This window comes from Prosthecobacter sp. (assembly GCF_044222565.1).
Classification (GTDB): Bacteria; Verrucomicrobiota; Verrucomicrobiia; order Verrucomicrobiales; family Verrucomicrobiaceae; genus Prosthecobacter.
Window position 1 is genome coordinate 25034 of record NZ_JBGANA010000006.1, and the last position, 11587, is coordinate 36620.

Here is an 11587-nt window from a genome sequence, read left to right on the forward strand (position 1 = left end):
CAAGACGGGCGCGCTGAATTAAGCGGCGAACTGCTGCAGGAAGCGGACGTCGTTCTCGATGAGGTGACGGATGTCGGTGATGCCGTGCATGATCATGGCGAGGCGGTCAAGGCCGAGGCCGAAAGCGAAACCTGTGGTGGTGGCGGGATCGAAGAGGGTGTCGCCACGGGCTTTATTGACCTCAGCAAAAACGGCGGGATCAACCATGCCGCAGCCGGCGATTTCGATCCAGCGGGCGTCCTTGCCCTTGGCCTCGAGTTTCACGTCGATCTCGAAGCTTGGCTCCGTGAAGGGGAAGAAGTGCGGGCGGAAACGCACGGCGGTGCCAGCGCCGAAGATCTCGCGGAAGAAGTATTCGAGTGTGCCTTTGAGATCGCCGAGGCTGACGTCCTGATTGACGTAGAGGCCTTCGAGCTGATTGAAAACACTGAGGTGGGTGGCGTCGATCTCATCGCGGCGATAAGCGGCACCTGGAGCGATGATGCGGATGGGCAGCGTTTTTGCGGCCTCCATGGTGCGGATCTGCACGCTGGAGGTGTGGGTGCGCAGCAGGCGGCCGTCTGGGAGGTAGAAGGTGTCCTTCTCGTTGCGGGCGGGATGATCGGCCGGTGTGTTCAGCGCGTCAAAGCAATGCCACTCGGTTTCGATCTCGGGTCCTTCGGCGAGGGCGAAGCCCATGCGGCGTAGCGTGCGGATGGCGAGATCGCGGATCTGCGTGAGCGGATGCAAAGCACCGATGCCAGCGCCGGGGCGGCCAGGAAGCGTGATGTCGATGCCTTCGACGGCCTTGGCATCCTGCGCGGCCTGAAGGGCGAGTTTTTTGGTGTCGATGCCTTCAGTGATGGCGGTGCGGACTTCGTTGAGCTTGGCACCGACTTCCTTTTTCTGATCGACGGGCACGTCCTTCATGCCCTGGCTGAGGGCGGTGACGCTGCCTTTTTTGCCAAGGAAATTCACCCGTACGGCTTCGAGGGCGGATTCATCCTGCGCGGCTTCGAGTGCGGCCAGGGCGGCGGTTTTGAGGGTGTCGAGTTCGGAAAGCATGGAACCGGTCACTTAGCTGCGACCCGGGCTGCATGCAACCTTTGGAACAAGCCGGCCTCGCCGACCCGCTCAGGCACGCGCCAGTTCCGGACTGCGCAGGGTCAGCTCGGTGACTTCCGGCGGGCAGCCGATTCGCAGTGGGATGCCGACGCAGCCAATGCCGCGGTTCACATACATCTGCAGGCCGCCCACAGTGTACTGGCCGGCGAGGTATTTTTTGCCAAACTTGGCGCGGCGGAGGGACATGGGGGTCTTGCCACGGAAGACGAGCTGGCCGCCGTGCGTGTGGCCGGAGAGCTGCAGGGCTTTCACGCCTGCGGCTGCGATGATGTCCGCGGCATCCGGCTCATGCATCATGAGCACGAGCGGCTGAGTTTGCTTCCAGTCCTGCAAGGCTTTGCGGACGTCCGGCTTGCTCACGTAGCAGGAGTCGAATCCGCCGAGAACGAGCATGCCTTTGTCCGTGCGGATGCGGCGTGCTTCATTTCGCAGCACGGGGATGCCGCGCTCGGTGAGGGAACGTATGACTTCCGGTGCGCCGCTTTGGAAATCGTGATTGCCGAGGCTGGCATAGACGCCATAGGGCGCGTGGAGCTGGGAGAGAATCTCCGCCACCTTGGGCGCCGGCCGGGCGGTGTGAGTGACGAAGTCGCCGGTGAGGACGATCATATCCGGCTGGAGGGCATTGCAGGCGGTGACGCTCTGAAGGATGTCCTCCTCCGTGGTGAAGGGCTCGAGGTGCAGATCGCTGAGCTGGGCGATGCGAAAGCCATCCATGGCCGGGGGAAGTCCGGGCACCTGGACTTCGACGCGCTCCACGATGAGCTTTTGTTTACGCTCACGCGCAACGGCGGGTGAAGAAGCACCAACGGCAGCCAAAGCCGTGAGCTGGCGCAGGAGATTGCGGCGTGAATAAGTTACGGGCATGATGGATGATCAAGGGGCTGGCTCGGCGAGAGCGTGTGCGCGCATGACATAATACGAAGGCGCGTGAAGGAACGACGCAGCAGGAGGGCGGCATCTCCTTTATGCTGACAAGCATGCACCCCAAATGCTCGAAATTCAATCGGGATTCTTAGCCGCCACAAGAGCAGTGAACGCGTGTGCGCCTCGCGGAAAAACAAAACAGCCGGAGCATGAGCCCCGGCTGTTTGGATGAATGGTTTTGGTTTGTGCAGCAGAACTCAGACTGCTGCGGCCTTCGGCGCTTCCTCGGCTTTCTTGCCCAGCGCGGCCTTGGCCTGCTGAACGAGGGCTTCGATGGCGGCAATATCTTTGACGGCGAGGTCGGCGAGGACTTTGCGGTCAAGTTCGATACCGGCAAACTTGAGGCCTTCCATGAAACGGGAGTAGCTCAAGCCGAGAGGACGGGTGGCGGCGTTGATGCGCTGCACCCAGAGGTTGCGGAAGCTGCGCTTCTTGGCCTTGCGGTCGCGGGTTGCGTAGGTTTCGGCCTTGCGGACGGCGTCCTTCGCATAACGGAAATGCGTGGAACGGAAGCCGCGGTAACCTTTGGCTTTTGCCAGCACGCGCTTGCGGCGCTTCCGGCTGGCGGGGGAGTTGGTGGCTCTGGACATGTATCTTTCTCTATGATCAGGCTGTTGTTTGGGTAGCGATGGCTTGCCTCACCTGGTCGAAGGCCTCCCGTGGGAAGCCAGGCAAGTTCATCGTGGTCTCTATTGAGAGACCGTGGGAGTCTTAGCGATGGGAGAACGGCATGTTCGCCTTGATTGCTTTGACATCCACTTCCGCCACGAGGGCGACTTTACCGAGGTTGCGTTTACGCTTGCGGCTCTTGTTCTGCAGGATGTGGCGCTTGCCTTGTTTACGGCGCAGCACCTTACCCGTGGCAGTTATTTTGAACCGCTTGGCGTAAGCTTTCCTCGTCTTGGCGATACCGGCATTTTTGGACATAGGGGCGGCGATGGTAGAGTAGAAGCGGGTTTCGGCAAGGTGTTTTTCACAGTGTACAGAAGTCTGTGGCAGGGAACCCCATACGTCTCCTCTCAATTATGGGAGTCAAAAAACTCCAGAATATCAAAAATTAAAGTTGTCTTAATAATCTAAGATTGCTAAATGAACTGGAATCACGCGGATAATTCATGACTTCTTCTCCCTCTACTTCCTCCGCAACCCCAGCAGCGATCGCTGAGCTGGAGCAGGGGCTGGAGCACCTGAAGGTGGCGAATTATTATCTGCGCGTGGCCTTGGACCAGGTGGCGGACGGGGTGGTGATCGTGGAAAGTGAAGCCAGCGATGCCAAGAGCGGGCCGAAAGTGCTCTTTAGCAACGCCGCGGCGGCCATGCTGGCGGGCGCGGATCCGGAATCTGGCCTGCGCGGCCTGGGCCTGAATGATCTCGTGGCTGGGGAAAAAGATGCGACAATCCTCCGGCAAAGCCTGCGGCTGGCGGTGGACCACGGCGGCTGCCACGAGTGCGAATGCGCACTGCAGAGCCTGCGCACCCAGGCGCCGGTGCCCAGCAAATGGCGGGTGCGGGCAGTCTTCAACGGCATGCGCAAGCTGCTGAACTTTACAATTCTCATCAGTCCGGCAGGGCAGAGCGCCCCCGCAGCAGGCAGCGCCCGGGCCGAAATGAAGCCTGCCGTGGACGATCTGGACGCCCAGTCCGCCCAGCTGAGGAAAGAAAACCTGGCGGCCCTGGCACAGGGGATCGCGCATGACGTGAACAATCTGCTGGGCCCGGCAACGGTGCGCCTCTCGGCCTTGATTCAGCAGGTGCAGGAGCACCCGGCGCTGGCGCATGAGCTGCAGCTGGTTTTTGCGGGCCTGAAGCGGGCGAGAACGTTCACCTCCCAGGTGGTCACGGCTTCCAGGTCCACGCCGCGCAAGCTGGAGGCAACTGACATTGTGTCCGTGATCAGAGACACGGTAGAATTTGCAGGAGCTGGATCCAATGTGCATGTGTGCGTGCGCAACGATGAAAATCTGCGTCAGGCCGTGGCAGATCCGGTGAAGCTGAGCCAGGTCCTGCAAAACCTGGTGATGAACGGCATCCAGGCCATGCCCCACGGCGGCTACATGGACGTGCAGGCGCTCAATCACATCGTGGGCGCCGAAGGAGATGGCAAACTGAAGCCGGGCAAGCACGTGAAGATCATCGTGCGTGACCGTGGCTGCGGCATCGCACCGGAAAACCTGGGCCGGCTGTTCCGCGAATCATTCACCACAAAGCCGGACGGCAACGGCATCGGCCTGACCACGTGCAAGCGCTTCATCGATGAAATGGGGGGGGACATTCGCGTGGCCTCCACTCCGAATATCGGCACGGAATTCACCGTCATTCTCCCGGCTGCGGCGGGTGCGGATGGCACACGCCCGCTGGTGCCCGCCGACACGGCGCCGGTGCCGCTGAAACATGGCAAGGGGATGGTGCTCATCGTGGATGACGAAGATGATCTGCGCAAAGTCGCGCAGATGATCCTGGGCCGCTGCGGCTATGAAGTGGTGCAGTGCGACAATGGCCAGGATGCCGTGCGCATTTACCAGAGCCTGTTCCGAACGGGTACGCCGCCTGACGTGGTGCTGATGGATCTCACTCTGCGTGGCGGCATGAACGGCACCGAAACCGCGAGCGAAATCCTGCACCTGGATCCTGACGCACGCATTGTCTGCACCAGCGGCAGCGTGACCGAAGAAGTGCAGATGGTCTTCCTCGAGCGGGGCTTTGTGGGCGTGCTGCCCAAGCCCTACGAAGCCGGCGAGCTGACGCAGGTGGTGCACCAGGTGGCCACGATGATGAAACGCCATTGAGCGGAGGCCGCAGGCGTGCTTGAGTGACCGTTTCCGCTTTGCATGAAAACACGCCGCCACTTCCTCTCCGGCCTGGCCACCGCAGCCGCAGCCACTTTTACCGAGACACTGCGCGCCGCGCCTGATCCGAAAAAAGATGTGATCATCGGCCATGGCGCTCATCGGTACAAGGTGAACAAAGAATGGGTGCCCGCAGGCCAGGGACGCCATCACCCTGTTCTCAACTGCCACGAGATGGTGCAGGTAAAAGACGGGCGCCTCTTCATGATCGGCGACCATTGGGACAACCAGATGCTCGTCTTCAAACCGGACGGCACGATTCTCGATTCCTGGGGCAGCGTGTGGCCGGGCGGCCATGGGCTGACGCTCTCGAATGAGAACGGCTCGGAGTTTCTTTTCGTGACTGACAGCGGTTTGTGGAAGTCTGGGAGCGGAGGCTATCGCCAGACGGGGCGCGTCACCAAGACCGACCTGGGCGGCAAAGAAATTTTTTCGATCAGCCATCCCATGAGTGTGGGTGCGTATGAGCCGGACATGGTATTCAATCCCACGGAAACCGCCATCGCTCCGAATGGAGACATTTATGTGGTGGACGGCTACGGCTCGCAGTTTGTGCTGCGCTACGATGCGCGCGGGAAATTCATCCAGCGCTTTGGCGGCAAGGAAGGCGTGCCAGAGGAGCAGCGCCTGAACAACGCGCATGGCATCGCCATTGACACACGCGCAGGAGCGGACAAGGCCACGGTCATCGTCACCTCGCGCGCGGACAACTGCTTCCGGCGCTTCACGCTGGATGGCAAATACCTCGAAACGCTCGCGGTGCCCGGGGCCATGGTTTGCCGCCCGGTCATTGCGGGCCAGGAACTTTATGCCGGTGTGTGCTGGTCCAAAACCCCGGAGATCAACAAGCTGCCGCAGAACCCCAGCGGATTCACGGTGGTGCTGGACGCCAGCGGCAAAGTGGTGAGCGCCCCTGGCGGCACTGAACCCGTGTATGAAGAGGGCAGGCTCAAGCCGCTGATGCAGGCCGAGCGCATTTTTGATCATGGGCACGATGTGTGCGTGCTCGACAACGGTGACCTCATCGTCTGCCAGTGGAACGCTTTCCAAACCTACCCGATCAAGCTTGAAAAAGTGGGGGTGTAAGCCCGCAGCCTCATTTTCATGATTGCGCAGCAGCAAGGTTCGGCCATTTAGGCTTTGTCCATATTCCCTTTATCCGCCCCGCCAGTTCCCATTCATGAAGTACCTCACGATCGTGCGCCACGCCAAATCCAGCTGGGGACAGCCTGGACTCGCGGATCATGACCGGCCGCTCAACGAACGAGGACAGCGCGCGGCGCCCGCGGTGGCCACGTTTCTGCACCGCACCTACTTCGGGGGGAACGGCTCCCCCGCCCTGCTGCCGCGGCCAGACCGTCTGGTGACCAGCACCGCCCTGCGCGCGCTGAGCACCGCACAGATCATGCGGGAGACCTTTGCCATGCCGGTGGAAAGCCTGCTGCTGCAATCCAGGCTCTACCTCGCGGATCCCGAAACCATTCTGGAGGTGATGCGTGGTTTTGAAGAGAACTGGCACCACGTGATGATCTTTGGCCACAATCCCGGCCTGCACGACTTTGCCGAGCACATCCTTGCTCGTGCGAACATTCCGAAAGTGCCCACCTGCACGGCCATCATCATGGCCTTCCCCCACGAGTTCTGGGGCCTGGCAGACTGGAACGAAGCGCAGTTGATCGGCTACATCACACCGAAGTCCCTGGAGCGCCGCTTTCCGGAGCTGTATGCCGGGATTTCGAGAGAAGATGGGGATGATTGACGCCCGCCCGATGAAAGCAGCCTCATGGTTTTACCTTCTTATTGTGGGGGCCTTTCCCTGCTTTGCGCATGCCCGCTTGGGAGACACCGAACGTCGGTGTGTGGAACGTTATGGCAGCGCCCTGCCAGATAAAAAACAGCTAGTGGCTCAGCCGGATCTGATACCCGGGCTGCCTCATGCCACATACCACTATCAGGGATGGAACATTCGCGTCGTGTTTGCTGGAGGGATTGTCATTGCAGAAGAGTATCAGAAGAAACTGCCGCATCCTTCCGGTCAAAACATCAAGACCGATGAGCGAACCGCAATCTTGGAAGCTGAATCAGCCGGAAACACCTGGAGCCAAACTCTGACACATCCGCTCCAAAGCTCTCAACCATCTTCCATCATTGCCAACGCCTTCATGGGAGGGCAGCACTGGATGCGCAGCGATGGGGCTTACGCTACGCTCACACCCGTGGGTTTGAGCTTGGTGCTTTATTCCAAGGAGGGTCTTGAGGCAGCCCGCCAGGCAGCTTCCGCCAAAGAGCAGAAGCGCAAGGGTTCTGTGCCGCAGTTTTAAGCCGGGCCATTCCATATCAAATTTGCAGCATCCTTCGACCCAAACGTTTGGGTCGAAAGCTCAGAGAGCAGCACACGTGAACTAGGATCGTGTGTTTTTCACACAGCGGGTTTTGTATGGATAAATAACACTACCATCGTTGGATCTTTGGACTGAAGAAACGCTTCTTCTCCATCCTGTTGAATTACTTTATTCGCCTTATGCGCGACACGTTGTTCACATAACTATGGCCATGAACAACGCTTCACCTACCCGCCCATCCGGCTCCGATGCTCGCTCGGCCGCCAGCCGATCCATTTCTTGAAGGTGTTGCTGAACACAAACGGGTTCTGATACCCCACCTCGTGCGAGATCGTTTCGATCTTCAAATTCGTCGTACTTAGCAGCTCCGCCGCCTTGCGCATCCTCAGCCACGTCACGTGATGCATCGGCGTCCTGCCCAGCGCCTTCCGGCACAGACGGCGGAGGTGCTCGGCGCTGACGTGGGCCTGATGCGCCAGCTCATCCAGCGTCCAGTCATAGCCCACATTGGCGGAGACTTTTTCCCAGATGCGGTGCAGGCGGTCGTCCACCTGCCAGGGCTGGGCGAAGCGCTCAATGTAGTGCTGGATGAGCTCCACCCAATGAAACATGGCAGCAGGCTGGGCGGCGTTTGCAGCCTCCTCAATGACGCCTTCGATGGCATGCCACAAGGCGGCTCCATCAAAAGGGGCCATCAAGGGAGAACTGCTGCTTAGGATTGGCGTCTGCTCCGGCTGCTGCTCGTAGCGCACCCAGCAGCAGCGCCAGGTCTTGCCGGGGACGGCATGGAAGGCATTGACCATGAAGGGGGGCAGCGCCACGGCCATTCCCGCGCTGCATTTTTTCCATGCTCCATCCACCAGCACGCGGCCCTCCCCCTCCAGGCAGGCGAGGAAGTAGAGCCCCCCCTGGTGCATGCGCACGATGCGGTACGGTGCGCGCGCGGTCATGACGCCCGCATGCGCGATGCGGTGGGTGGCCAGCGTGGGGCAGAGGGGTGCGCTGCGCAGCCAGGTCCGGGTGTCGCGCTCGGAACCGCGCACCATGCGATACACGGTATCGGGTCCGTGGGTGTGCGTTTCGGATAGCTCCGTGATGGCAGTTCGTGCGTGCATGTATGGCCGTTTACGGTTGTTTACGGTCGTTGACGATGGTTGACCGTTGTTTTCAAAACCACTGTCAACTACCGTCAACCATCGTCAACAACCGTCAACCTCACCCCTCTATGCCCAATCCCTGGACCGGAATCGGAAATCCCTACACGAAACAAGAAGTCGTGGACCGTCTCAAAGCCACCCGTGCGAAGGGCGAGCCGATCATCGCGGCCGGGGCGGGCACGGGCATCAGCGCGAAGTTTATCGAAAAAGGCGGAGCGGACCTGATCATCATTTATAACAGCGGCCGCTTCCGCATGATGGGCCATGGCAGCACCTGCGGCCTGATGGCGTATGGGGATGCCAATGCGATCGCCATGGAGATCGGCGAATATGAAGTGCTCCCGGTGGTCAAAGAGATCCCGGTGGTGTGTGGCGTGCACGCCACGGACCCGCGCCGCCGCATGTGGCACTGGCTGGGCAAAGTGAAGGAGATGGGATTCTCCGGAGTGAACAACTTCCCCACCCACACCATCGTGGACGGTCACTTCCGCGGCGTACTGGAGGAGACGGGCATGAGCGTGGAGAAAGAATTCGAAATGGTGGGCCTGGCCACGCGGATGGACATGTTCAGCATCGTCTATGTGGCGACGCCGGAGGAGGCGATCAAAATGGCCAAAAACGGCGCAGATGCGATCATAGCCCACGTGGGCACCACCGTGGGTGGCAGCATTGGTGTGACCAATGCGGTGGTAAGCTGGGACCACACGGTGAAAGTGACGCAGGACATCATCGATGCCGCGAAGAGCGTGAATCCGAATGTCTTCACACTGACCCACGGCGGTCCCATCAACACCCCGAAGGATGTGGAATTCATCCTCAGCAAGACCACAGCGGACGGCTTTGTCGGGGCCAGCAGCCTGGAGCGCATGGGGGTGGAGGAGTCTCTGACGAACCTGACGCGGGAGTTCAAGAAGGTGCCGTTCGGGCGCTGAAATCCCCGTATCCGCCATAAAGGTCACTTTAGCCCTCGGGAAAGAATCGCTTTTTGCAAAAAAATTACCGGCGTGTATGCTGGGCCTCGCGTTACTAAGATGTAACACCCCCAGCTCATGTCAGACGACCCCTTCAACAACCGCCCCGAGGGCCCCAACCGCCGCAACCAGGACCCTCAGTTCAATTGGCGTGGTTTCATGCTCTTTGCGCTCGCGATCATGCTGCTGATCTCGGCCTTCGTGATGAACAAGGGGCTGGGCGGGGGCGTCAAGGAACTGGACTATGATGAATTTAAGACTCACGTCGAAAACGACCGGATCGACAAGTCCAAGAAGCTGAATCTGATCAGTTCTGACGCCACCTCGATGCAAACCATCAAGGGGTATTACTTCCCGGTGCCTACAGCTAGCGCCTCGGCAGTCGCAAAGGCGGCAGAGCCGGTGCCTGCTCCAGACCTGAGCAAACCCCTTTCTCCTGAATCGGAAAAGAGCGCCCCAGAAAAGAGCACTCCCGAAAAACTGCCGACGATCAGCACACCAAAAACGGATTCGAAGGAGTTCATCGTGCAGGTGAATGTGTCCTTCCAGAAGGAAGAACTTCGCGATCTTCTCAAAGCTCACGGATTGGTCCTGATCCCAAAATTTGACGACAAAATGCTGTCTTCCGTAGTCGGCTTCCTGCTGCCGCTGCTGGTGATCCTGGCATTCTTCTACTTCCTTGTGCGTCAGCAGCTTCGCAGCGCTGGCCGCGGAGCCATGAGCTTTGGCAAGAGCAAGGCCAAGATGCTGGCCCAGGACCGCAACAAGGTCACCTTCAAGGACGTTGCCGGTGTGGAAGAGGCGAAAGAGGAAGTGCAGGAAATCGTCGAGTTCCTCAAGGACCCGAAGAAGTTCCAGCGCCTGGGCGGCAAGATCCCCAAGGGTGTTCTCATGACCGGCCCTCCCGGCACTGGCAAGACCCTGCTGGCCAAAGCCATCGCTGGCGAGGCCGATGTGCCCTTCTTCAGCATCAGCGGTTCTGATTTCGTCGAGATGTTCGTCGGCGTCGGTGCCAGCCGTGTGCGTGACATGTTTGAGCAGGGCAAGAAAAACGCCCCTTGCCTGATCTTCATCGATGAAATCGACGCCGTGGGCCGTCATCGCGGCCATGGCATGGGCGGTGGTCACGACGAACGTGAGCAGACGCTGAACGCCCTGCTCGTCGAAATGGACGGCTTTGACACCCAGGAAGGCATTATCATCATCGCTGCCACAAACCGTGCGGATGTGCTGGATCCCGCGCTGCTGCGTCCGGGCCGCTTTGACCGTCAGGTGACCGTGAATCTGCCTGATGTGAAGGGCCGCGAGGAAATCCTGCGCGTGCATGCCAAGAAGGTGAAGCTGGCTGACAGCGCGGACCTTTCCAAAATCGCCCGCGGCACGCCCGGATTCTCGGGTGCGGAACTGGCAAATCTGCTCAATGAAGCAGCCCTGCTGGCCGCCCGCAAAAACATGAAGTCCATCACCAATCCGGAGCTGGAAGAAGCTCGTGACAAGGTGCGCTGGGGCCGTGAGCGCCGCAGCATGGCCCTCACCGAGAAGGAAAAGGAAAACACCGCCTACCATGAGGCCGGGCATGCCATCCTCATCGAGGTGCTGGAACACACGGACCCGCTGCACAAGGTGACCATCATTCCGCGCGGTCCTTCGCTCGGCTCCACCATGTGGCTGCCGGAAGAGGACAAGCACAACGACCGCAAGAGCGAGCTGGTGGACGACCTCGTCGTGGCCATGGGCGGCCGCGTGGCCGAAGAAATCCAGTTTGGCGACGTGACCAACGGTGCCAGCGGAGACATCCGCATGGCCTCCCGCATCGCCCGCAGCATGGTGTGCTCCTGGGGCATGAGCAACAAGCTCGGCATGGTGGAATACGGTGAAAACGAAAGCACCGCCTACATGGGCCGCGGCACCAGCAACTACAGCCCGGACACGGCGCAGAAGATCGACGAGGAAGTGAAACGCCTCATCGATGAAGCCTACGCCCAGGCCAAGGACATCCTGCTTAAATACAAAGACAAGCTCGACGCCATCGCCCTGGCCTTGCTGGAATACGAAACTCTCGACGGCTCGCACATCAAGGAACTGATGGAGCATGGCCGCCTGATCAACCCACCGGAAAGCCGGAGCAAGCCCCCGCCCCCACCGCCACTGCCCAAGGCAACGGATTCACGTCCGGTGAAGCGTGAGGACGAGGACGAAGGCGGTCTGGCTCCCGGGCTGACCGGAGTGCCTGCGTAAGG

At 60.1% G+C, this 11587-nt stretch carries 11 protein-coding genes; 6 read left to right on the plus strand and 5 right to left on the minus strand.

Annotated elements, in window-relative coordinates; all coding sequences use genetic code 11:
- Positions 1-18: 18 nt before the first annotated feature.
- From ACILSR_RS10475 to rpmI, 4 genes are all read right to left on the minus strand, one after another.
- A complete protein-coding gene (locus ACILSR_RS10475) occupies positions 19-1044 on the minus strand; it encodes a phenylalanine--tRNA ligase subunit alpha (protein ID WP_395749714.1) in 1026 nt (341 codons plus the stop codon).
- Between the two features lie 69 nt (positions 1045-1113).
- The gene (locus ACILSR_RS10480; RefSeq protein WP_395749715.1) at positions 1114-1971 is read right to left on the minus strand and encodes a metallophosphoesterase; all 858 of its coding nucleotides are present in this window, start codon (positions 1969-1971) and stop codon (positions 1114-1116) included.
- 257 nt (positions 1972-2228) lie between these two features.
- Positions 2229-2621, minus strand: a complete 393-nt coding sequence (gene rplT / locus ACILSR_RS10485) for a 50S ribosomal protein L20 (protein ID WP_395749716.1) — start codon at positions 2619-2621, stop codon at positions 2229-2231.
- A gap of 121 nt (positions 2622-2742) precedes the next feature.
- On the minus strand, positions 2743-2958 hold the full coding sequence (gene rpmI, locus ACILSR_RS10490) for a 50S ribosomal protein L35 (protein ID WP_377164684.1): 216 nt from the start codon (positions 2956-2958) through the stop codon (positions 2743-2745).
- A 188-nt stretch (positions 2959-3146) separates the two neighbouring features.
- Between rpmI and ACILSR_RS10495 the strand changes: the two genes are divergently transcribed.
- From ACILSR_RS10495 to ACILSR_RS10510, 4 genes are all read left to right on the plus strand, one after another.
- Complete coding sequence (locus ACILSR_RS10495) at positions 3147-4817, plus strand: ATP-binding protein (protein ID WP_395749717.1); 1671 nt, start codon at positions 3147-3149, stop codon at positions 4815-4817.
- 42 nt (positions 4818-4859) lie between these two features.
- Complete coding sequence (locus tag ACILSR_RS10500; RefSeq protein ID WP_395749718.1) at positions 4860-5963, plus strand: hypothetical protein; 1104 nt, start codon at positions 4860-4862, stop codon at positions 5961-5963.
- 94 nt (positions 5964-6057) lie between these two features.
- A complete protein-coding gene (locus ACILSR_RS10505; protein WP_395749719.1) occupies positions 6058-6636 on the plus strand; it encodes a SixA phosphatase family protein in 579 nt (192 codons plus the stop codon).
- The gene (locus ACILSR_RS10510; RefSeq protein ID WP_395749720.1) at positions 6629-7198 is read left to right on the plus strand and encodes a hypothetical protein; all 570 of its coding nucleotides are present in this window, start codon (positions 6629-6631) and stop codon (positions 7196-7198) included. The genes ACILSR_RS10505 and ACILSR_RS10510 overlap by 8 nt, the downstream gene beginning before the upstream one ends.
- Positions 7199-7446: 248 nt before the next feature.
- Here the strand turns inward: ACILSR_RS10510 and ACILSR_RS10515 are convergent, their stop codons facing one another.
- Entirely contained in the window at positions 7447-8334 is an 888-nt protein-coding gene (locus tag ACILSR_RS10515) for a helix-turn-helix transcriptional regulator (protein ID WP_395749721.1), read from the minus strand.
- Between the two features lie 110 nt (positions 8335-8444).
- Between ACILSR_RS10515 and ACILSR_RS10520 the strand changes: the two genes are divergently transcribed.
- Both ACILSR_RS10520 and ftsH read left to right on the plus strand, forming a co-directional pair.
- Positions 8445-9308 carry a phosphoenolpyruvate hydrolase family protein gene (locus tag ACILSR_RS10520; RefSeq protein ID WP_395749722.1) on the plus strand — a complete coding sequence of 288 codons (864 nt, stop codon included), beginning with the start codon at positions 8445-8447 and terminating at the stop codon, positions 9306-9308.
- 117 nt (positions 9309-9425) lie between these two features.
- Positions 9426-11585: an ATP-dependent zinc metalloprotease FtsH gene (gene ftsH / locus ACILSR_RS10525; protein ID WP_395749723.1), complete on the plus strand. Its 2160-nt coding sequence runs from the start codon at positions 9426-9428 to the stop codon at positions 11583-11585.
- Positions 11586-11587 lie beyond the last annotated feature (2 nt).

Coding starts and splice junctions, on each gene's coding strand:
- ACILSR_RS10475 (WP_395749714.1), bottom strand. CDS start 1,044: ATGCTTTCCGAACTCGACACCCTCAAAACCGCCGCCCTGGCCGCACTC.
- ACILSR_RS10480 (WP_395749715.1), bottom strand. CDS start 1,971: ATGCCCGTAACTTATTCACGCCGCAATCTCCTGCGCCAGCTCACGGCT.
- rplT (WP_395749716.1), bottom strand. CDS start 2,621: ATGTCCAGAGCCACCAACTCCCCCGCCAGCCGGAAGCGCCGCAAGCGC.
- rpmI (WP_377164684.1), bottom strand. CDS start 2,958: ATGTCCAAAAATGCCGGTATCGCCAAGACGAGGAAAGCTTACGCCAAG.
- ACILSR_RS10495 (WP_395749717.1), top strand. CDS start 3,147: ATGACTTCTTCTCCCTCTACTTCCTCCGCAACCCCAGCAGCGATCGCT.
- ACILSR_RS10500 (WP_395749718.1), top strand. CDS start 4,860: ATGAAAACACGCCGCCACTTCCTCTCCGGCCTGGCCACCGCAGCCGCA.
- ACILSR_RS10505 (WP_395749719.1), top strand. CDS start 6,058: ATGAAGTACCTCACGATCGTGCGCCACGCCAAATCCAGCTGGGGACAG.
- ACILSR_RS10510 (WP_395749720.1), top strand. CDS start 6,629: ATGATTGACGCCCGCCCGATGAAAGCAGCCTCATGGTTTTACCTTCTT.
- ACILSR_RS10515 (WP_395749721.1), bottom strand. CDS start 8,334: ATGCACGCACGAACTGCCATCACGGAGCTATCCGAAACGCACACCCAC.
- ACILSR_RS10520 (WP_395749722.1), top strand. CDS start 8,445: ATGCCCAATCCCTGGACCGGAATCGGAAATCCCTACACGAAACAAGAA.
- ftsH (WP_395749723.1), top strand. CDS start 9,426: ATGTCAGACGACCCCTTCAACAACCGCCCCGAGGGCCCCAACCGCCGC.